This is a genomic window from Anabaena sp. UHCC 0451, assembly GCF_034931405.1.
Taxonomy (GTDB): Bacteria; Cyanobacteriota; Cyanobacteriia; order Cyanobacteriales; family Nostocaceae; genus RDYJ01.
In genome coordinates this window covers 1-20878 of record NZ_JAYGHA010000029.1, presented here as the reverse complement: position 1 = coordinate 20878, position 20878 = coordinate 1, and the positions used below count along the sequence as shown (strand labels likewise).

Annotated in this window: 20 protein-coding genes; 13 read left to right on the top strand and 7 right to left on the bottom strand. The window is 35.3% G+C overall.

Translation table 11 applies throughout. From position 1 onward, the window contains the following. Positions 1–87: 87 nt before the first annotated feature. Positions 88–2034, top strand: a complete 1947-nt coding sequence (locus tag VB694_RS19020) for a serine/threonine phosphatase (protein WP_323361901.1) — start codon at positions 88–90, stop codon at positions 2032–2034. Between the two features lie 14 nt (positions 2035–2048). Beyond that, on the top strand, positions 2049–3293 hold the full coding sequence (locus VB694_RS19015; protein ID WP_323361900.1) for an FHA domain-containing serine/threonine-protein kinase: 1245 nt from the start codon (positions 2049–2051) through the stop codon (positions 3291–3293). On the opposite strand, the gene VB694_RS19010 is transcribed toward VB694_RS19015, so the two are convergent. Both VB694_RS19010 and VB694_RS19005 read right to left on the bottom strand, forming a co-directional pair. Next, a complete protein-coding gene (locus tag VB694_RS19010) occupies positions 3279–3902 on the bottom strand; it encodes a Uma2 family endonuclease (protein ID WP_323361899.1) in 624 nt (207 codons plus the stop codon). The two genes, VB694_RS19015 and VB694_RS19010, sit on opposite strands and share 15 nt — an antisense overlap. 73 nt (positions 3903–3975) lie before the next feature. Continuing rightward, on the bottom strand, positions 3976–4194 hold the full coding sequence (locus tag VB694_RS19005; protein WP_323361898.1) for a DUF4327 family protein: 219 nt from the start codon (positions 4192–4194) through the stop codon (positions 3976–3978). A 376-nt stretch (positions 4195–4570) separates the two neighbouring features. Between VB694_RS19005 and VB694_RS19000 the strand changes: the two genes are divergently transcribed. The 9 genes from VB694_RS19000 to VB694_RS18960 all read left to right on the top strand — a co-directional run bounded on the left by VB694_RS19000 (position 4571) and on the right by VB694_RS18960 (position 14044). Next, positions 4571–4984, top strand: a complete 414-nt coding sequence (locus VB694_RS19000; RefSeq protein ID WP_323361897.1) for a tetratricopeptide repeat protein — start codon at positions 4571–4573, stop codon at positions 4982–4984. Between the two features lie 56 nt (positions 4985–5040). Further along, positions 5041–5295 carry a UPF0175 family protein gene (locus VB694_RS18995; protein WP_323361896.1) on the top strand — a complete coding sequence of 85 codons (255 nt, stop codon included), beginning with the start codon at positions 5041–5043 and terminating at the stop codon, positions 5293–5295. Further along, positions 5285–5773, top strand: a complete 489-nt coding sequence (locus tag VB694_RS18990) for a DUF3368 domain-containing protein (RefSeq protein WP_323361895.1) — start codon at positions 5285–5287, stop codon at positions 5771–5773. Before VB694_RS18995 ends, VB694_RS18990 begins: the two co-directional genes overlap by 11 nt. Before the next feature lie 150 nt (positions 5774–5923). Further along, on the top strand, positions 5924–6661 hold the full coding sequence (locus VB694_RS18985) for a Uma2 family endonuclease (RefSeq protein WP_323361894.1): 738 nt from the start codon (positions 5924–5926) through the stop codon (positions 6659–6661). A gap of 498 nt (positions 6662–7159) precedes the next feature. Further along, positions 7160–8353 (top strand): DegT/DnrJ/EryC1/StrS family aminotransferase, encoded by a 1194-nt coding sequence (locus VB694_RS18980; RefSeq protein ID WP_323361893.1) that lies wholly within the window; start codon positions 7160–7162, stop codon positions 8351–8353. A 58-nt stretch (positions 8354–8411) separates the two neighbouring features. Further along, on the top strand, positions 8412–9362 hold the full coding sequence (locus tag VB694_RS18975) for an ATP-grasp domain-containing protein (protein ID WP_323361892.1): 951 nt from the start codon (positions 8412–8414) through the stop codon (positions 9360–9362). A 14-nt stretch (positions 9363–9376) separates the two neighbouring features. Continuing rightward, positions 9377–10054 (top strand): hypothetical protein, encoded by a 678-nt coding sequence (locus VB694_RS18970; RefSeq protein WP_323361891.1) that lies wholly within the window; start codon positions 9377–9379, stop codon positions 10052–10054. 68 nt (positions 10055–10122) lie between these two features. Beyond that, positions 10123–10854: a class I SAM-dependent methyltransferase gene (locus VB694_RS18965; protein WP_323361890.1), complete on the top strand. Its 732-nt coding sequence runs from the start codon at positions 10123–10125 to the stop codon at positions 10852–10854. 43 nt (positions 10855–10897) lie between these two features. Then, positions 10898–14044, top strand: a complete 3147-nt coding sequence (locus tag VB694_RS18960) for a methyltransferase type 11 (RefSeq protein WP_323361889.1) — start codon at positions 10898–10900, stop codon at positions 14042–14044. 177 nt (positions 14045–14221) lie between these two features. On the opposite strand, the gene VB694_RS18955 is transcribed toward VB694_RS18960, so the two are convergent. From VB694_RS18955 to VB694_RS18935, 5 genes are all read right to left on the bottom strand, one after another. Continuing rightward, a complete protein-coding gene (locus VB694_RS18955; protein WP_323361888.1) occupies positions 14222–14365 on the bottom strand; it encodes a DUF29 family protein in 144 nt (47 codons plus the stop codon). Positions 14366–14373: 8 nt separating this feature from the next. Next, positions 14374–16572, bottom strand: a complete 2199-nt coding sequence (locus VB694_RS18950) for a hypothetical protein (protein WP_323361887.1) — start codon at positions 16570–16572, stop codon at positions 14374–14376. A 385-nt stretch (positions 16573–16957) separates the two neighbouring features. After that, positions 16958–17470 (bottom strand): type IV pilin-like G/H family protein, encoded by a 513-nt coding sequence (locus VB694_RS18945; protein WP_323361886.1) that lies wholly within the window; start codon positions 17468–17470, stop codon positions 16958–16960. Between the two features lie 322 nt (positions 17471–17792). Continuing rightward, positions 17793–18332: a class I SAM-dependent methyltransferase gene (locus tag VB694_RS18940; protein WP_323361885.1), complete on the bottom strand. Its 540-nt coding sequence runs from the start codon at positions 18330–18332 to the stop codon at positions 17793–17795. Between the two features lie 180 nt (positions 18333–18512). Next, a complete protein-coding gene (locus VB694_RS18935; protein WP_323361884.1) occupies positions 18513–19850 on the bottom strand; it encodes a class I SAM-dependent methyltransferase in 1338 nt (445 codons plus the stop codon). Between the two features lie 219 nt (positions 19851–20069). Between VB694_RS18935 and VB694_RS18930 the strand changes: the two genes are divergently transcribed. Both VB694_RS18930 and VB694_RS18925 read left to right on the top strand, forming a co-directional pair. Further along, the gene (locus VB694_RS18930) at positions 20070–20312 is read left to right on the top strand and encodes an AbrB/MazE/SpoVT family DNA-binding domain-containing protein (protein ID WP_096565304.1); all 243 of its coding nucleotides are present in this window, start codon (positions 20070–20072) and stop codon (positions 20310–20312) included. Further along, positions 20306–20746, top strand: coding sequence for a type II toxin-antitoxin system PemK/MazF family toxin (locus VB694_RS18925; RefSeq protein ID WP_323361883.1), 441 nt, complete (start codon positions 20306–20308; stop codon positions 20744–20746). Before VB694_RS18930 ends, VB694_RS18925 begins: the two co-directional genes overlap by 7 nt. Positions 20747–20878: the final 132 nt, after the last annotated feature.

The following is a 20878-nucleotide window of genomic DNA, read 5'->3' as shown; positions in this document are numbered from 1 at the left end:
TTCTTGTCTATCCACTGTAATCAGGGTCTGCTAATTACCGCACTTTAGATTTTAGTGGCTCAAAGCATCTTAGAAGGAACTTCCACTATGCTGATTTGCCCTCATTGTCAATTTGAAAACCCCAATGATAATAAGTTCTGTCAAAGTTGTGGCACATCTTTAACTCACAGGACTTGTCCTCAATGTGGTGTAGATGTTCTTTTAAATACTCAATATTGTCAAAACTGTGGTGTGGAATGCAGCACAATTTGGCAGGCCATCATTACCCAAGAAACATTTGTTCCTGTTGCAGAATTTGGGGACGGGAAATTACCACCAGATATGGGTAGTACAAACACGAGTCCAGCATTTGTAGTAGGCTCTTTTTTAGACCGGGGACAACGCTATCAATTATTGGAATCTCTGCCAGAAGCAGAATTAATTACTGCTGGTACTGAGGCGAAAGTTAGGGTTTTGGATTGTTCCCCTTTCCAGATTTCACCGATTGAGGCCATGTTGGAAAATCAACACCAGGGATTGGTTGTACCATCAGTGAGTGTAATTGGTATTCCTAGTTTGGCTAAAGCTTATGTGTCATTACAAAGAGAAATGCCACCGGGAATACCAGTAATTCATGATGCCTGGCAGCAAGATAATATGCAGGTAATCTTGATTGAAGAACGTTCCCATTGGCAGTTATTGCTAAATGCTTGGCAAGATCCTACAACCCATCCGTTACAGATTTTACACTGGTGTTATCAGATGCTCCAACTTTGGGAAATACTGGAACGGGTAAATTGTCGTCAGAGTTTGCTGGAATTGTCGAATCTGCGGCTGGATGAGGATCAAACCTTGGGGTTACAACGTTTGTATGGGGAAATATTTACTGATAATTGTCTCCAAGATCCACAAGATACACAAAATCTAGAAAAGTCTTTAAGTATCAAAGCTTTAGGACAGGTTTGGCACAGTTTATATACACAATCTCAAAGTCCTGATCTTACCTGGGTTATGGAAGTAGTGGAGGATTTAGAAGTCGGTAAAATTGCGACTTTGGCAGAATTGCGATCGCGTTTTGAGGAAATAGCCACAAAATTACAACTACCCTCTCAATCTGCTGCTAGTTCTCCAGAGGCAAAATATCCGGCTTCACAAACTTTGTTACAAGATGATGATTGGCAGGATCTGAATAAAAACGAAGATGCACCGACCATAGTCTTGTCCATGCAGTTAAGGAGTGTAGAAGATACAGGACGTACTGATGTCGGTCGCCAACGTGATCACAATGAAGATTATTTTGGCATTGAAACCAAGCTGCAAAAGCTAGAATTACCCAGAAATCGCAATTTGCAAGCGCGTGGGCTGTATATTCTCTGTGATGGCATGGGAGGACACGCTGGGGGTGAAGTTGCCAGTGAGTTGGCTGTAAATACTCTGCGACAATACTTTCAAGAAAACTGGGTTTCTCAGGAACTACCAACGGCTGAAGTGATCCAAGAAGCAGTGGTTTTAGCTAATCAGACAATTTACGATCTCAATCAGGAAGGGCTGCGTTCTGGTGTGGGACGCATGGGTACTACTTTGGTGATGCTATTAATGCAAAATACCAAATTAGCGATCGCTCATGTCGGTGATAGTCGTCTTTATCGCGTTACACGCAAAGGCGGACTAGAACAAATGACTGTAGATCACGAAGTTGGTCAACGGGAAATTGCCAAAGGGGTAGAACAAAGTATAGCTTATGCCCGTCCAGATGCCTACCAACTCACTCAAGCTTTGGGTCCAAGGGATGTAAATTTTCTCCATCCTGATGTAGATTTTTTCGAGATTCGTGAAGATACTCTGCTATTGTTAGTTTCGGATGGTTTATCAGATAATGATTTAGTAGAAACTTATTGGCAGACTCACCTAGCACCATTGCTGAGTTCTAGTACAAATTTGGAATCAGGTCTCATTGACTTGATTGATTTGGCCAATGAACACAATGGTCACGATAATATTACGGGTATACTGATTCGGGTCAAGGTTGCTCCTAATCAGCAAGGTTGGCGATAGAGTTATTTTTTATTGTGGTTACTCTTACCCTGTTAGACTCGCAACATAAAACGCCCCTGAAGCAGTGGTGTTTTGAAAATTCATCCGTGATTCGCATTGGTCGAGCGGTGGATAATCACGTTGTCTTAAATGATAGTTTAGTATCTCGATATCATCTGGAAATTAAGCAAGTTAGTGCTGGTAGTAAGGGTGATGCTTGGCAGGTAATTAATCAAGGAACAAATGGTACTTTCGTCAATGGTACTCTGATCACTAAAAGCACGTTACCTGATAATTCTTTCTTAGAACTAGCACAGGGGGGACCTCTACTCAAATTTCAACTTCAGGATATCCCAGAACCGACTGCTTCACCTGGGCAGCAAATACCCCCGGAAACTGAAAAAGCCGCTGTTTCCCTTTGTCGTCATGAAGGAAACTCACCAAACAATATATTTTGTGTTCATTGCGGACAACCTCTGAGTTTTATCAAGCGTATTCGTCATTACCAGATTTTACGCACTCTGGGACAGGGCGGTATGGGTACTACTTATCTGGCTTGGGATGCTACGGGTTTGACAACCGGAATACCGCAGTTATTAGTATTGAAGCAAATGAATGCTGATATGGCTAGAATTGCTAAAGCTCAAGAGTTGTTTGAACGGGAAGCAAATACGCTTAAATGTCTTAATTATCCAGGTATTCCTAAGTATTATGATTTCTTTGTTGAGGGTGGTAAAAAATACCTAGCAATGGAGTTAATTCACGGACAAGATTTAGAAAAACGTGTCTATAATACAGGTCCTGTGACTCCCAATCAAGCGATCGCTTGGATGATTCAAACTTGTGATATTTTAGATTATCTGCATAACCAAGATCAGCCACTGATTCACCGGGATATTAAACCTGCTAATTTGATGGTGAAAAATGCTAATAATCAGATTGTGGTGTTGGATTTTGGGGCTGTGAAGGAAACTGGAACTGCACCGGGGACAAGAATCGGTGCTGAGGGTTATTGCGCTCCTGAACAGGAAAGGGGACAACCTCTGACGCAATCAGATTTGTATGCTATTGGTCCTACTCTGATTTTTTTACTGACGGGTGAAAATCCGTTGCAGTTTTTCCGTCAAAGGGGACGAGGTTTTTATTTTGATGTTAAAAATATGCCGACTATTAGTCCCCAACTTCGATCAGTGATTGAGCGGGTTACAGAACCTTTACCACGCGATCGCTATCAAAGTGCTAAGGAATTGGCTAAGGCGTTAATGTCAGCTACCAGCTAGAAAAATTTGATTGGCAGTTAAGTTCAATTCTGGGAAGGTAGATGAAATGATGCTGTCGTTATTTCTAAATTGGTTGATTTTATATTCTTCCCCCATTAGGGAACAAACGGTTATAGTGGGTTGTTTCGGTTCGTTAACGAATTTAGTAGCACCAAAAGGCTGATAATCTACTATCCAGTATTCTTTAATTCCCATTTCTTCATAATCACTATATTTTTTATAGTAATCAACTCGCCAATTTGTACTGACAACTTCGATGAGTAATGGGATTGAATCACCTTGGGTAACTGTTGATGTTTTTTCCCATAGGGGTTCGTTGACTAGGTTTGTCAGGTCTATCAACAAAACATCGGGACAATAGGCTGATTCACTGGTTGATGGTTTAACTAGTGCTTGTTTAGGGATAAAGTAGGGAAGATTTAGCCTGTCAAACTCGATTGTTATTTTTCTAGATAAAAACCCAGTGCTGATTTCGTGTTTTCCTACTGGTGGGTTCATTTCAACTATTTCCCCATCATGGAGTTCATAAAATTGTCCTTCTGGTTTCCATTGAATAAATTCTTCAAAGGTAACTAGGGGAATTTTAGTTTTAGATAAGGTTTGAGTCATAGATTTAGCTCCTTTGGGGATTGGGGATTGGTGATTGGGTGATTCATCTCTCCATCTCCCCAGTCCCTAATCCCTAGTTTTCGTCCCAGGTTTCTACTGCTAACAGATCACCAATGGGGTCTTGCATACTGAAGCCAAAGTCTTGCAGTTCCTGTTTCCAGTGCTGCCAGTCATTGCCATAGAGTAAGGCAATTTTCCAGATGCTATCAGTGGGCTTGATAATATTGGATTCTACGAGTGATTGCACATTACGCTGCAATTTCACCATAGGGTGAATCACTTGCTGAGTCATAACTCGATATAGTTCAGATTTTGTTTGTGTAAATGCTTAGTTAAAACTTCTTTCCGGGTTTTAATTATTACTGGTGCGTAGGTCTTATAGCTGGGAAAGGCTGGTCTTAACTTTTCAAGTATATCATAACTCAATCTAGTCAATTGCTAGAAATTGGTTTTTGTACGGTAATCACGACCACAAACCACTAGTTATGCAGATGCTGATGAAATTCTGCGAAAAGTTAGCAAATCTTTATTTAATTATCGGTTTTTTCCGCTAGGTTAACTGGTTTTGGTGGTTGGGTGTGATAGTTTCTGCAATTTTGTGGGTAATTTTATAAATAGGAGAGGAGGATTGCTGTTTTTCAGTTTTTTCCGCAGCAATTATACATAATATGGCAAGTTCAGGTAGTGATTACTTAGAGAAACGTCGTCAGCAAATTGCCAGAAAGCAAAGAATTGTTACATATATTTCTTTATTCGGTTTCGGTGGTTCTATATTATTTGGGGGTTTTAATACTGTTAAACAGGCTTGGGAAAGACCTGAGCCGTCTGTTGCGGTGCAATCGGCTGAGACTGAGTTGCAAAAACAGGTTAAGGGTTATGAGTTGGTTTTACAAAGAGAACCGAATAATCAAGTTGCATTGGAGAAGTTGTCTATTATTCGGTTAAAATCGGGGGATAATCAGGGAGCGATACCTACGGTGAGCTACGCTAACGCACTGATGGAGAGGTTGGTGAAGCTGCATCCTGATCGGCAAGATTATCAGACTGTGTTGGCAGATGTGAAAAAGAAAGTGGGGAATTAAGAGCGATCGCTCTTAGAATATAGTTCAGATGGATTATTTTGCTCACTGATAAAGTTATGAAAACTGTACCCATTCAATTACCAGAAACGATCTTTTCTTCATTGCGGAAAAATCCAGAAGAGTTTGTACAGGAAATGAGAATTGCTGCTGCTGTTAAATGGTATGAATTAGGTGATATTTCACAAAATAAAGCCTCAGAAATAGCTGGTTTGACTCGTGCAGAATTTATTAATGCTTTATCACGCTATCGTGTAGATTTCATTCAATATACGGCAGAAGAATTAGCTGAGGAAATGGCAAATGTTGATTAATAGCATCATCATTAATTCTTCTCCTCTAATTGTTCTGTTCAAAAGTCAACAAGCTAAATTATTACCTCAATTATTCACCGAAATATTAGTTCCTGAAGGCGTTTTTCAAGAAGTTACCCAAGGAGTAAAAGATGATATTGCTGCAAGGGAATTACCTAATGTTTCTTGGATCACAAGAATCAAAGTTGATGATATAGTACCTGAAGTAGCAGCTTGGGATTTAGGAAAAGGGGAATCACAAGTCTTAAGTTTAGCTTATCAAAAATTAGGTTATGCCGCTATAGTTGATGATAGAGCAGCGCGGCGTTGTGGTCAATCGTTAAGTATTATTACTATGGGTACTGGTGGGTTACTAATTTTAGCGAAAAAACGTGGACTTATTTCTAGTATATCTCCAGGAATCCAGGCTTTACAAGATGCTGGTTTATGGCTGTCAGATAGTATAGTAAATATTCTTAAATCTCAAGCTGGTGAATAAAAATATAACTCAGCATAAAAGAATTAAATAATGATTTTTGGGTTTGCTGATGTTAATTGTAAAGATTTATTTAAATAAACTCATTTAAATAAAATAGATACAATAGTATATTGTAGCGAACACAACCCTATTCTTCCACAATGGTAAGTTATGGATAGTATTAAACTAGATATTCCCACACAGTTACCAGATCATACTCAATTACCCTGTGAAGATGGAACAATAGTGAAGAACTTTCAAGAGCATCCCCAAAGTATTTTATTAACAGAATCTATTTGGTCAAAACTACAAGAAATTCACCCAGATAGACAATTTTGTATAGGTCAAGATAGCGGTATTTATTGGCGGATTACTGAACCTCCAGAACGGGGAGCAGAAGCACCAGATTGGTTTTATGTTCCTGATGTACCACCCACTTTAAATGGGCAAATGCGCCGTTCTTACGTTTTATGGCAGGAATTTGTAGCTCCTTTGATTGTCATTGAATTTGTATCTGGTAATGGTAAGGAAGAAAGGGATGAAACTCCCTATCAGGGTAAATTTTGGGTTTATGAAAAAGCCATTAGAGTTCCTTTTTATGGAATTTATGAAGAGAAGAAATCATCTTTAGAATTATATCATTTAGTAGAAGGAAAATATTATTTAATGCCACCTAATGAAAAGGGGCGTTATCTAATTCAAAAAATGGGTGTTGAATTAGGAATTTGGCAAGGAACATATAAAAATGTAGAATTGCCGTGGTTACGGTGGTGGGATTTACAGGGTAATCTTTTATTAACAGGTGAAGAACTAGCTGAACAGGAAAGACAACGGGCTGAACAAGAAAAACAACGGGCTGATAAATTAGCGGCAAAATTGCGAGAATTGGGAGTAGAACTAGATGAGTAAATGCTATTTTATAATATTTAATAACATTTTTGACTGATGTTAATTGTAAAGATTTATTTAAATAAACATTAACATATCAAGGAAATGATAGATTTTGGGAAATTCTGGGTATCCTACGGACACAAGGGGTAATTTAAGGACTTATACCTACGGTGAGCTACGCTAACGCACTTATGGAGAGGTTGGTTAAGTTACATCCTGATAGACAAGATTATCAGAGTGTGTTGGCGGATGTGAAGAAGAGGGAGAGCGATCGCTAACTCACATAAGAAATATCTAATTTACTAAATAAATCCTTATTATGATGATCATGTGCGTATGTATTCCAAACCTGGGTTTATTAATAAACTTTCATCAGCAGGGTTTTTAGTTAATCAACTAGATATCAATTTTTTTGGTGATCAAACATTTGAAAAACACGGTATACATCCTCGTTCAGTGTTTTATATAGTCGAAAAATCTTCTAATAATTAACATTGAATTTCTTAAAGAATTATTATGTTTACATCTAACAATCTTTCCCAACTAGCTTATTTTGGTGGTGAACCAAAATTTAAAGAAAAACTCTATGTAGGCCGTCCGAATATTGGCAACCGCGATCACCTTCTTGCCCGAATTAATGATATGCTTGATCGCCGTTGGTTATCTAATAACGGTGTATTTGTCCAAGAATTTGAACAGAGAATAGCCGACTATTTAGGTGTTAAACATTGTATAGCAATTTGCAATGGTACTATAGCTTTAGAGTTGGTAATTAGAGCATTGGAATTAAAAGGGGAAGTAATCATTCCTTCTTTTACCTTTATTGCTACAGCCCATGCCTTACAATGGCAAGAAATTACACCTGTTTTTTGTGATATTGACCCTAAAACCCATACCCTCAACCCTTGGCGTGTAGAATCTTTAATTACACCACGAACATCAGGTATTATTGGTGTTCATGTTTGGGGACAACCTTGTCACGTGGAAACACTCACAGAAATTGCTGATAAGCATCATCTTAAACTGATGTTTGATGCTTCCCATGCTTTTGGGTGTTCTCATCAAGGAACAATGATTGGTAATTTTGGCAGTGCGGAAGTATTTAGCTTTCATGCTACAAAGTTTATGAATACCTTTGAAGGGGGTGCAATTGTTACTAATGATGATGAGTTAAATCAGAAATTGCGGTTAATGAAAAACTTTGGTTTTTCTGGTTTTGATAACGTCATCTATTTAGGGACTAATGGTAAGATGTCTGAGGTATCAGCCGCTATGGGGTTGACTTCCTTTGAAAGTATTACCGAGTTTATTGAGGTAAACCGTAGAAATTATTATTGTTATCAACAAGGTTTAGCAGATATTCCGGGAGTTTCTTTATTACCTGTTAATGAAGCGGAAAGGAATAATTATCAATATATTGTGTTAGAAATAGATGAGGAGAAAACCCAAGTTGGCAGAGATTTGTTATTGAAAATTCTCCATGCAGAAAATGTGATTGCGAGGAGGTATTTTTATCCTGGTTGTCATCGGATGCAACCCTACCGTTCTTATTTTCCCCATGCGGGTTTGTTGTTACCGGAAACGGAAAAGTTAGGTCAGAGGGTTTTGGTTTTGCCAACGGGTACAGCTATTTCTGAGGAGGATATAGGTAAAATATGTGAAATTATTAAATTAGCAGTTATAGGGAAAAATCAGGAATATCAAATATGAATAAGCAGCTAAAAAATGATTTTTGAAATTTAATTTAATTATAAACCTCACTTGTTTAATGTTAATGAATATTGCGCTAACAGCAATTGGTTCTATGTCATCCGAAGCAGTGATTAAATCACTGAAAAACAACTGCGAATGTAAAATTATAGGTTTTGATATTTACCCTCAAGAATGGATAGTAACCTCAAAATTAGTTGATTATTTTTATCAAGTACCTTTAACCAATGACAAAAAATACACAGAATATGTTTTAGAAATTTGCAAATCAAATAAAGTAGATTTTTTGATTCCACTCACTGACCCCGAAATAGATGTATTATGTATGCAAATTCAAAAATTTCACACTCAAGGTATAACTCTATGTTGTTCAAATCCACATTCTATACAAATAGCGAGAAATAAATTTAATCTTTTCAGTTTTTTCACGCAAAATAGAGAAGTATCAGTGATACCAACTTTTGAAAATATAGATCATATTGATATGAATAATTATGACGTTATCATAGCCAAACCAAGAAAAGGTAGAAGTTCCGAAGGTGTGATTATATCAAAAAATAAACAACATCTTCAGAATGCCATTGAGCAAGCTCAAGACTATATTTTTCAACCATATATTGAAGGAATATATATAACTGTGGATACGATTAGAGATAAGTTTAAAAATCAAGTTTCTATTGCTCGCAAAGAGCTGTTAAGAACAGTTAATGGTGCAGGTATAGTAATTGAATTATTTAACGATGATAAATTAAACTATATCGTCAACCAAATTACAGAATCTTTAGATATAATTGGGTGTATCAACATTGAACTTATCTTTTCTCAAGGTAAATACTTTATCATGGACATCAATCCTAGATTTTCTGCGGGAATAGGTTTTTCTATTATTGCGGGCTATGATTTTATTGAAAACCATATTAAATGTTTTCAAGGTGTAACCATTGATAAAGAAATTCCGTATAATCAGCAAATAATCTCAAAAAGATACATAGAAATAATACACACATAAATAATTCAAAAAGTATGTCAATTAATGTTGGAATTTCTGTAGCGTCAATGAATATAATCGAAAAGCTAAACGAAGAAGGTTTTGTCATGATTGAAAATTATGTACAAAATACGATAGTCAAAGAGCTTGAAAATCAAATAAAAAATGCTTTTACGTCTGAACAAGTAATATATGTCAACAATGATGGTATTGTTATTTCAACAATAAATGGAAATGAATTATTATCCAGATCACCTCTTACTTGTGAGCTATACAAATCTACCCTCAATTTCTTGAAATCTTGCTTTTCTGAAATTGTCGAAATAGATGATACAACAATTGGAATATCTGCTAATAAACTCAACTCAAAAAATGATAGATTTAGATTACACTTTGATAGGAATCAACTAACTATAATTATATATCTTACAGCTAACTTAAATTTTCCACTTGTTCTTTATCCACTGGTACGCCAAGATCCTAGAATATTCAAAGATGAGATGGATAAAAAAATTAATTTAATACATAATAATAAAATTAATATTTACCCACAACCAGGACTTTGTGTTATGTTTTGGGGTAGACGAACACTACATGGTGTAATTTTTGAAGAAAGGAAAAAGAACTGTATAGATGATCGATTATCTATACAATTTGCTTTTGATTTAGATAACTTTAGCTACGATAATGAATATTATTATGGAAACAAATAAAAAATATAGAATTGTAACAGATTGCCTATATTGTATAATTTTTATTTATATTTTAGGATGACAAGTAAATGGACTTATTAAAAGATAAAAACTATTGGAATTCAGAATGGGTGAAAATTTTTGATCGTTACCAGAATGATCCTAGATTTGCACATTACTTATACGCTTTCCTAGAAAGTGACGAGAAAAAAATTCTAGAAATTGGTGCTGGTAGTTTTCGAGATATGGCAAAACTAAATAAATGGGGTGTAGAGTGTTATGGTATAGATTTTTCTAATCAATCAGTTGAACAAGCTAAAAAGCGATTTCCCGAATATGAAAATTTAATTATTCAAGCTGACGCTTTGCAATTACCTTTTGAGAATAAATACTTTGATGTCTCCTATCACAACGGATTCTGGAGTTGTTTCTCAGATGATGAAATTAATTTACTGGTTTCTGAACAACATAGAGTTACAAGTAAAAGAATGATGGTAGCAGTACACAATGCACATAACCCTTCTTTTGTAGAATACTTTAATAAGCTAAAAATTGATGATCCTCTTTACACTGCAAGGTTTTTTACTATTTCAGAAGTGACATATTTTCTAGAAAAATATTGTTATGATATTCAAATAGTACCTGTGGGAAAAGGGAAAAAGTTCTATGAAGATTATTTAATCAACTTAGATTTAGGTACTCCTGAAAATTTAAGGAAGTGTTTTAATTATCATCAAATGGATTTACTAGAAAGTAGTGAAAGGTTATTATGTATAGGGAAAGTCAAGCCTAAAATTTCCTATTCTACTGCTGTAAAGTAATCAAACAAAAACAATTTTAAAATTCATCTACTAAATTAATACTATGCCTATCTTAATGTTACCAAATAATCATAAATATCAAATAAATTTTGTTATTTATTCCCCATGCTTTCAATCTAATATCGGAGGTGTTGTTGCTCTGTATAGTTTAGCGTATACTATTGATAAATCAGGATTTGATTGTAAAATATTTGATAGGGATGGGTTTAAATTATCCAATAGTATTTTTGAAAAATATGCACACAAAGAGGATATTAATGAAAATACAGTAGTTGTATATCCAGAAGTTATAGTTGGAAATCCTCTCAAAGCAAAATATGTAGTTAGATGGATTCTTTGCGAACTGGGTATTAATTGTCCACAGGATATATATACAAGTTGGGGTAAAGATGACTTCGTTTATCATTATTGTACATATAATCTTGAGAAAGACATTAAAAACTATAATATTATTGCTCCATTATACATAAATCCAGCATTGAAAAATCATGGTCAATCCAGAAATGGATATTGTCACATCATTAGAAAAGGACACAAATTTCACAAAAATTTACAATATGTGCATCCCCAAGACTCTTTATTTTTAGATGATCATTTATCTCAAGAGATTTTAATTGAAATTTTCAATATTAAAGAGTATTTAATATCCTATGATCCATATTCTTACATAAATTTCATAGCTGCTATGTGTGGATGTATCCCTATCATTATTCCCATTGCAGATTCTACAAAACAAGAATGGTTAAGAAGTTCTACACTATCAATAATTTTAGAAAAATATGAAGAGTATGAGTTAAAAGGAATTGCTTATGGATTCAATGAAGTTGAATATGCAAGAAATACTTTACCAGAAGCGAGATATCAACAAGAGATATCCATTAAATATGGCGAAGAAACAATTCAACGTTTTGTAAATGATATGATTACCATAGTTTGTGCTGAACCAGAAATATCAGATAGAAATTCTCAGATTTTAAAAGTTAAAGATATATTTTTTGTTAACGAACCTGTTATTAATTTACCAATAACAGAATTACAGCAACTAAGAAAAGAAATAGCAACCCAAATACTAAATATTTCAGATAACGAATTACCAAAAATCTATGCAGGGTTGTTTGGTAATACCTATAAAACACTACTCTATAGTGGGATTCAAAATCAAAATTTAACCCAAGAAGAACAGACTTTTGTTAAGGAAATATTAGATAACATCCCTCAAGACCTACGGCAACCAAAAGCCATCCAGCATTTACTAATATCTATGCTGTATTGCAATTCTCATCAATTACAATTACTTTTGCCGTCTGATTTTTCATGTTTACCAAAATGGTTTATATCTGAATATGTACAGTTTTTAGTATCTTTCCCAGGTTACTTTCGTACAATAGGAGAAGCAAAGAAATACCATGAGTATATAGAAAATAGTATTAATAATTTACACAAACAAATATTTAATAATTTAGATTATACCTTGGGGTGTGAAATCACTAATTATTTCATTCAACGTACTACCTTTATTCCTCCATACTTCAATGAAAAAAACCTGAAAAATATCTATGTAAAACGAGCAGAAATAATAGAACATTTCCTGAAAATCAAAGGACTAGAAACAGATTATCAATTTACCGATAGACCTATAAACAGGAAAAAAATCCGCCTGGGTATTCTAGCCACAGATTTTACACCCTCAGCAGAAACATTTGCCTATCTGCCAGTTTATGAATATCTCAGCCGGGACTTTGAAGTTATCTTATATCCTCTTGCAGAAACAGGTGAACCATTAGAACAATATTGTCAACTTTCCGCCAACTTATTTAAACCATTACCACAGGAATTATCACAACAGGTAAAAACAATTCGTGATGATGATCTTGATATATTATTCATAGCTACCAACGTCACCATATCAACTAATCAATTCTGCTTATTAGCAGCCCATAGATTAGCTAGAATACAAGTTACTAGCGGTGGTTCTGTGGTGACAACCGGAATGCGAAATATGGATTATTATATTTCCGGTACATTAACAGATCCATCACCCACAGCACAAGAACATTATCAAGAAAAACTAATTAAATTAGAAGGTTCAGCCCACTGTTTCAGTTATGGAACTGAAGAAGGGAAAATCACAACTCCTGTTGAGCGAAATAACTTAGGTATTCCAGAAGATGCAGTTGTCTTTACCTCCTGTGCTAACTACTTTAAAATCATTCCCGAACTCATAGAAACCTGGGCAAAAATTATTATTCAAGTACCAAATTCAGTATTAGTGCTTTTTCCTTTCGGTCCAAATTGGGCTAAAAATTATCCCAAAACACAATTTATCAATTACCTCAATTCCATATTTATCAACTATGGGTTAGCACCTGAAAGATTAATAGTATTAGATCCCCAACCAGTGCCAGATAGACAGGACATGAAGGAATACTATAAAATAGCAGATGTCTATTTAGATTCTTTTCCCTTTGCTGGAACAACTTCTCTAGTAGAACCACTGCAAGTTAATTTACCAGTCATAGCTAGACAAGGAAATTGTTTCCGTTCTGCAATGGGAGCAGCAATGATTCTAACATTAAATATTCCTGGTTTGGTAGCAGATAGTGAAGAATCTTATATACAATTAGCAGTTACACTGGGGAATAATGCTGAATTACGGAAACAGAAAAGCGATGAAATTAAGGCAGCTATGAATAATAATCCTAGTTTCCTTGATAGTCGTTCTTACTCAGCAAAAATGGGTAATCTGTTCCAGGAATTATTTATAACCTATCTTGCAGAAAACCTAGAACAAAACCTGCGCTTAAGGGAGATTAATCTAATCATATTCCCTGATTGGACACAACCAGAAGATGAACTGGGTTTTGAGTTACAACAAATAATTCAAACATTAGCAAATCATCCAAATAATGAGAAAATTACCCTGATTATGCACACAGGTGATATTGCTACTGAAGATATAGAAATGTTTTTATCTAGTGTAGCGATGAATCTATTACTTGAAGATTTAGATATTACTGATACCATAGATATATCCCTGGTAGATAAGCTAGGGGATATGCAATGGCAATCTTTATTACCACTTATTCATGGTAGAATCATTTTAGATAATGAGGATAGAATAGCTTTATCACAAGCACCAGTTAGTAAGTTAGAAAGTTATCAACTAGATAGTTGGATGAATCAAATTTGATCAACTATTTTAAGAATCTAATACCATTTCTTTATGAGGCTGCGCTTAATTTTGTGACTTGTATTTTCCTCCTCTGCGACCTCTGCGCCTCTGCGGTTAAAACCCTGATAAATTTGGCGCATCTTTATACAGAATTGGTATAAGAAGTTAATCATGGATTGTCAAAAATTTAAACTCTTATTCTTTGGGATACCAATCATCATCTAATAATTGTTCCAAAGAATAGGGACAGGGAGGAAATAAATTTTTAGATAATCCTGTTTTTGTACTCACGATTTTAACCGCAACACGAGGTAAACTTTTATTTCTACTCAGACCCAACCTACTATCTATTTTTTACTATCAATATATATTTCCCACATCTGTAAATAAGCTTTCTCCATTTCCCGCGCAAACTTCTTACCATTCCATAGCGGTGATGTTTGTCTTGACTTCCTCAATTTCCAAACAATTTCTTGTCTTAATTTCTCATCTTTACCCAACCTCACACCCCACTCTACATACTCTTCATCACTCCAAGCAATACCTTCTGTAACTCCCACATTCATCATCATGGTATAACTGTTACGAGCCGCAAATTGTTCTCCCACTCTGGTAACTAATGGTATACCCATCCATAATGTTTCTAGGGTTGTGGTTGCACCGTTGTAGGGATAGGTATCTAAAACTATATCAGCAATAGCTAAATTAGCACGATGTTCTGCATCTGTGGGTGCAGAAGGTAAAAATCTTAACTGTTTTAAATCAACTCCTTCCGATTCAGCAATTGGAGTGATAAAATCTTGCAAATCTTGATGATTACTTCGATGACTTTTGAGGAGAAAATAACTATTCGGAACTTGTTTAATAATTCGCATTTGTAAGCGAATATTATGCAGATTACGTTTTACTCCGGTTTGGGAACTAAAATAAATAATCCCATCTTCAGGAATATCTAAAGATTCTCTGCTGATAGTTGGTGTTCCTACAGAAAATCCATCAATCCCAATATAATTTTGAGGAAGTCGCCAAATTTTTTCACTATAATAATCTTGTGCTGATTCTGGCAATACATAATTATCAGCAATAAAATAATCAACTCCTGGAAAACCTGTTGCATCGTACCCTAACCAACTAACTTGAATTGGTGCAGGTTTTAGGGCTACAACAGCGCAATTACCATAGGAAGTTAAACTATCTAAATCAACTAAAATATCTATTTCATCTTGGTTAATTTTATCTGCAACTGTCACTATCGGCAGATTTCCTTGATAAAAATGATCACCAAATTCGTTTTTATAAGCCTGTTGTTGAGGATCTTCAGGAATATCTCCTAAAGAATATAAATAAACATCAAATCGTTGTCGATCATGATATTTTAATAACCACCAAGCTAAAAAACCGACAGAATGAGTCCGAAAAGATGCTGATAAATAGCCTATTCTTAAAGGACGCTCACTCAAAGAAGGACGATGTGAGTGAAAACGTTGCTGATAAGTGCTGATATATTCAGGAAAATTTTTGTCTATCAGTTGTTGACATAAAGCTGCGACTCTATTGCGAATTACCCTATTTTCACGAGGATTATCCTCCATGTATAGTAAAAAAGCACCAACAGCTAAAAGTTGCACTAAACTTTCATTTTCTATTTGACTGATATCAAGATTAGATAAAAATAGTTTATGTTTTTGGTAAGCTTGAACTGATTTTTCCCAACTCTGACAAGAAGTTAAAAATGCTTCCAATAAAAATTGTGTCCCAATTATTTGATCAACTGGTTCTTGAGAAATTTCTAAATATTTATTTGCCCAATCAATAGACTCTTTAGTATAATCTCGTCCTAGTCTTTGCATTGGAGAAATAATTTTTCTAATACAATCTAAATTATTAGGTTTTAGCCGGAGCGCAATTTTTGCAAAATAAATTGACATCTGCTGGTAAAAGAAATAATGATAGGCATCGGCTTTATCTGTCAATAATTTAATAATGGTTTCTGAAGTTAATAAATAAGGTATAAATACTTCCACCAATTTATCTAGAAAGGGAGGAGGACTTACCGGATCAGGATGAGCTAATTTTTCAATCACTTGAACTAGTAATTTTTCATCAAAAGCAGGAGCTTTTGTGAGTTGAGATATAAGTTCAATTAATTGATTAATATTCGTTTCCAGATCATGAATCTTTAAGTCAATATTTAGTTCAATTATTTTTAAAAGATTATTAATATCATCAGTGACAAATTCTCTGATGTGTTGACGAATTACCCAAGCTAGTTGATAGTTAGAATTGGCTTCTTGTTGTTGAGCAGCATTTAATAAAATTTCTGTTAATTCTTGCAACCATTGTTCTGACTCTTGTTCTCCAAATTCGAGAAAAGGAGTCATCCAAGTAATCTGTGCTTCTTCTTCTCTACCCTCTAATAATAAGTTTAGTCCTAAATACCAATAGTTAGTAACTTCCTGGGGATTTTTAGTAATATTTTGTTCGTATTCTTGAATGCTTAATAAGGTTAGGTTTGAAGAAACTTGATCATTTAACTGGGTAGTCATAATTAAAAACCTAGAACTTATTTATAAATAGGGAATTTAGGGGATATGCAAAGTTTCAATATTCTAACCGAACACTATAGAAATCTGATCACAAATTACCTGAAAACTCAAAAGCAGGGGTTAACATCGCTAACCCCTACATTATTTGACACACTCCCCGCCCTAGAAGCGCGGAGATTCTTTCTTTCAAACAACAGTTGCAGGAATCCCCGTCTTACACTGTCTCGCCCAACAGACAATGCCCTGCCTGTTTGTACTATTCTATCAAAAAGTCGCCCTAGAAGGGAGAGGAACCTCAAACCCATGTTTTTGGTAAAAAATCAGATAAAAAAATGCTATATCAACTGTAATTGATCTAGCATTTTCAAATACAAAGCATTATACCTTATTTCATTAGTTCCCCAGTTGCACAGGCAGCAGGCGCTGCAGTGCCTAGTGTAAGTGTAGGAGCAGTACCACTAACTCCCGTTGTCTGACAAGCAACAGCAGAAGTTTGTCCAGTTGCAAGAATAACAACACCACCAGCGAAACTTTTTAGAGATGTGGCATCCTTAGATACTGCGGTAAAGGTAGTTGTGGTGTTACTTGCGTTGGCGATCGTATAATCATAATGAGGGGTTGTGGTAGGAATACCAATTTCCAGCTGGGTTATATTATTAGCAAACGACGCATTTTCAATCCGGTAGGACTGTTGCGCTCTGTTAACTGAACCAACGTAGGTTTTAGCTTCAGACTGTTTAGCTTTTGCAGCTTGGTTGAGGAAGGAAGGTAGAGCAATAGCAGACAGAATACCGATGATGATGATTACAACTAACAATTCAATTAGGGTGAAACCTTCGTTTTCTTTCTTTTTGCCGAGGATGTGTTGGATGAATTTTGCTTTCAGTTCAGTTTTCATAGTAGTTTTCCTTGGGGTGGAGTGTTGTTTGTTTCTCTATGCTAAGAACTTACCCACATCTGATCAATTTCATATCACCTCCTGAAAAAATTTTTTTTACCATCTATTTAATAGTGATGAAAATGGACTACAACCTTTATTTAGAGAGACTTTCATGGGATAGAGGCGATTTCACAAGAGAGTCAAAGAATGTTTTTTCTATCTAATACTGTTCTGCTAAGGCTGAAAAATAACATTTGTGTAGGGTAGGTTAACGTAAGTAAACCCATGTCTTTATAGATGCTGTTGGTTTGCGCTATCGTTTAATCCTACTTACGCGTTTTTATTGGGTATATGGTTTTGTAGCAATTACATTAAGACTGATAAGTGTATCTAAAATGCGGATTGTACTGCTGTCTTTAAACAAGTCAAACTCATTGACCTGTTGATATTCGTTAAATCCTACTTCTTCTAGGAAAACTGCTAGTATTTCAAAATCAAATCCTACTTTATGAACATCATATATATTGGTGTGTCCGCCAAATATAATCCGCATGATGTGCATTCTGTCAACAACTGTAAACTCTGGATGCAGATACATCCAACACAACTTTCTTAAGTCAGGAACACTAATAAACAGTTGTCCACCTGGTTTAAGAACCCGATACCATTCTGTGAGGGTCTCGACCAACTCGTTATCTATGGCATAGTAAAAATGTTCTAAAACATGACTGGCATAAATAGCAGCAATGGAATTATCATCAAATTGACTTAAATCTGATGCGTTACCAATATAGTCCACCTCTGGACGAGGTTCTATATCTAATATTTTCCATTCTGGATGAAGTTCTTTTCCACCAATGTGAAGCTTTATCTCTGTCATTTTCCTTATTTTAACTAAATTGACAATATTGACAATCTGTGTGCTGCAAGTGTAGAGACATATGATAGAACGGCTCTATTTTTTTGTTGCCAATGTTGAGATTTGTCTAAGAGGATATTTGATAAATCTCATACTTGATTTAAATTCCCCCTTTTTAAGAGGTATCACTAGCAACTAAAATCAAAATCGTGATTCTAACATAATCAAATCAAAATCCTCCAACACCAAAAGTAGCTTTTGCAATAGGTGAAAAACCTTCACTTTATCTATAGGTTGTGCTGTCAGAGGGTCAAAAGGTCTAAAATATTGCCAATAGTCTACTAAAGACATCATGGGTAGAGGTTTGTTAAACAAGGGTAATAAGCATAGAGCAGTTGCACTATCTACATAGACCACTTCCTCATTTAAAGCTAAATACTTACGAATCGGAAAAGTCTCACCTTCGTTGACACAAGCAATAACTTGTGTTTGAAATTCAGGGGTTTTTAACTGTGGATGTAGATGTACAGTTGCATTTTCCCACTCAGCGTCAGTCCATTCAGAAACAGGTACAAAAGAATTTCCTGCTTGGGGATGTCCACACCAAAAATCTAGTAGTCTATGCACAGGGTGGAGTAGTTCAGATAATTCTAGCTGTTCCTGTGCAGAAATTTCTGGTAAACTCATACCCAGAAAAGCAGGTAAATTATCTGGTTCTTTAAATAAGTTCATCAAGTCCCATTGTCGCCAATTTCTCATCTTGATAAACTCTAAATCAGCCGCTTTTAACGCTGAGAACATATCATTAATACTATAACCCTTATCACCTTGCAGCAAGTAATTAACTAAAATCCTTTCCTGTCCATTTTCGCTTTGATATATATTTAGATTAGGATTCCATATTGTAGCTTTGAGATTAACATTATCCTTTAAAGCTGTCATGGTATCATTCACAATTTCTATTTCCATTTCTCCTGGAGTGTCATCCATCAAACCCATTATTTGGAATATTTTTTGAGCGCGAAAATAATTAAATCGCTGCATATAACTATGTAGGTTGGTGCGAATAATACCCTCTGCCTTTAATACAGCTTTCATAGCTTGCAAAGCTACAGATATATCTGGTAAAAGATAGAGAACCTCATCACAGTTAATATAATCAAACTGATAGTTTAACTCTGGCAAATTATAAATAGATAAAACATGAAATTCAACATTATCACAACCATGATATTCTAAACGCTGCCGTGCAAGTTTTACCGACTCTTCTGATATATCTACACCGACAATTTTTGCACCAGGATTAGCTTCTGCTAACATTAAGGATTTATAGCCAGAACCACATCCAGCATCTAAAATTACTTTATCTTTAGTGTCTATAACTTTCTGATTTCTCAAATAGTATGAGGTAATTATGTTATGAATATAGAGGGCATTAACATCATCTTTAGGAGATTCATCAAGAGGGCGATTTGGATATGGTGCGCTATCAAATTGCTTACGAATTTTATCCCACAGTTCCGAGTTAGAGTTAGTCATGGTAATACATCTTAATGGCTAAGTCGATTATGATACTAGCTGACATTTATTGATTATGTGTATATGTTGCAGAAAATATACATAAATTACTCAAACTCAGGTGTACATAATACAAAATCTAAACTTCCCGTTGACATCTGCTGATTAAATCTGTATCTTCAAAGTAGATACAATCAGGCAAGTTGTTTAAAGGCGGAACTTTAACAATTTATATAGAGTATGACTACAATTGTCGCAAAATGGGGAAACAGTTTAGCTATTCGCATTCCTAAATCTATAGCTGAACAAGTGCAATTAACCGAAGGAGTAGCTATAAATTTGACTCTGGAAGGTAACAGCATTGTGATTACACCGCAAAAAAGGAAAAAATATACACTTGATGAGTTACTAGAGGGTATGACTCCCGATAAATTTCATCCTGAATTTGAAACTGGAAATGCTGTGGGGAATGAAGATTGGTAGTTTCTTATTTTCCCAACAGAGGAGATATTGTTAAATTAGAATTTTGCAATCAGCAGCGGTTTACGGCGGATTCTATTAGGCGTGCATTGACTCTACAAGCATCAGGAATGTCTTTTGATGATATTGCTAACATCTTAAATGAGGAAATACAACAGCAAGGACGTGAGCAAATTGGCTATCGTCCAGTGCTGGTGATATCTCCAATTAAATATAATCAAATGGCTTCTTTAATCCTAGCTTGTCCCATAACTAGCAACGCAAAAGGGCTGAGTTTTGAAGTTCCACTGGTTGAGGGAATGCAAACAAAAGGAGTTGTGTTAGCTGACCAAATTAAAACATTAGATTGGAGAGCGAGAAAAGTTAAATTTGTGGAAACCGTATCACAAGATTTAATAGAAGAAGTACAAGCTAGGCTGGAAACTTTAATTTTATAGTGTTTAATCATCAGATCCCCGACTTCTTTTTTGATCTGGTCTACAAATCATAAATTGATGTCAGAAGTCGGGGATCTTTATCCCATCAGATCCCCGACTTCTTTTTTAATCTTGCCTACAAATCATAAATTT

Bases quoted from the DNA above. Each gene is read 5' to 3' on its own strand.
- VB694_RS19020 (WP_323361901.1), top strand. From the start codon at position 88: ATGCTGATTTGCCCTCATTGTCAATTTGAAAACCCCAATGATAATAAG.
- VB694_RS19000 (WP_323361897.1), top strand. From the start codon at position 4,571: ATGGCAAGTTCAGGTAGTGATTACTTAGAGAAACGTCGTCAGCAAATT.
- VB694_RS18950 (WP_323361887.1), bottom strand. From the start codon at position 16,572: ATGACTACCCAGTTAAATGATCAAGTTTCTTCAAACCTAACCTTATTA.
- VB694_RS19010 (WP_323361899.1), bottom strand. From the start codon at position 3,902: ATGACTCAAACCTTATCTAAAACTAAAATTCCCCTAGTTACCTTTGAA.
- VB694_RS18960 (WP_323361889.1), top strand. From the start codon at position 10,898: ATGCCTATCTTAATGTTACCAAATAATCATAAATATCAAATAAATTTT.
- VB694_RS18985 (WP_323361894.1), top strand. From the start codon at position 5,924: ATGGATAGTATTAAACTAGATATTCCCACACAGTTACCAGATCATACT.
- VB694_RS18935 (WP_323361884.1), bottom strand. From the start codon at position 19,850: ATGACTAACTCTAACTCGGAACTGTGGGATAAAATTCGTAAGCAATTT.
- VB694_RS18970 (WP_323361891.1), top strand. From the start codon at position 9,377: ATGTCAATTAATGTTGGAATTTCTGTAGCGTCAATGAATATAATCGAA.
- VB694_RS18980 (WP_323361893.1), top strand. From the start codon at position 7,160: ATGTTTACATCTAACAATCTTTCCCAACTAGCTTATTTTGGTGGTGAA.
- VB694_RS18945 (WP_323361886.1), bottom strand. From the start codon at position 17,470: ATGAAAACTGAACTGAAAGCAAAATTCATCCAACACATCCTCGGCAAA.
- VB694_RS18990 (WP_323361895.1), top strand. From the start codon at position 5,285: ATGTTGATTAATAGCATCATCATTAATTCTTCTCCTCTAATTGTTCTG.
- VB694_RS18975 (WP_323361892.1), top strand. From the start codon at position 8,412: ATGTTAATGAATATTGCGCTAACAGCAATTGGTTCTATGTCATCCGAA.
- VB694_RS19005 (WP_323361898.1), bottom strand. From the start codon at position 4,194: ATGACTCAGCAAGTGATTCACCCTATGGTGAAATTGCAGCGTAATGTG.
- VB694_RS18940 (WP_323361885.1), bottom strand. From the start codon at position 18,332: ATGACAGAGATAAAGCTTCACATTGGTGGAAAAGAACTTCATCCAGAA.
- VB694_RS18965 (WP_323361890.1), top strand. From the start codon at position 10,123: ATGGACTTATTAAAAGATAAAAACTATTGGAATTCAGAATGGGTGAAA.
- VB694_RS18930 (WP_096565304.1), top strand. From the start codon at position 20,070: ATGACTACAATTGTCGCAAAATGGGGAAACAGTTTAGCTATTCGCATT.
- VB694_RS18995 (WP_323361896.1), top strand. From the start codon at position 5,041: ATGAAAACTGTACCCATTCAATTACCAGAAACGATCTTTTCTTCATTG.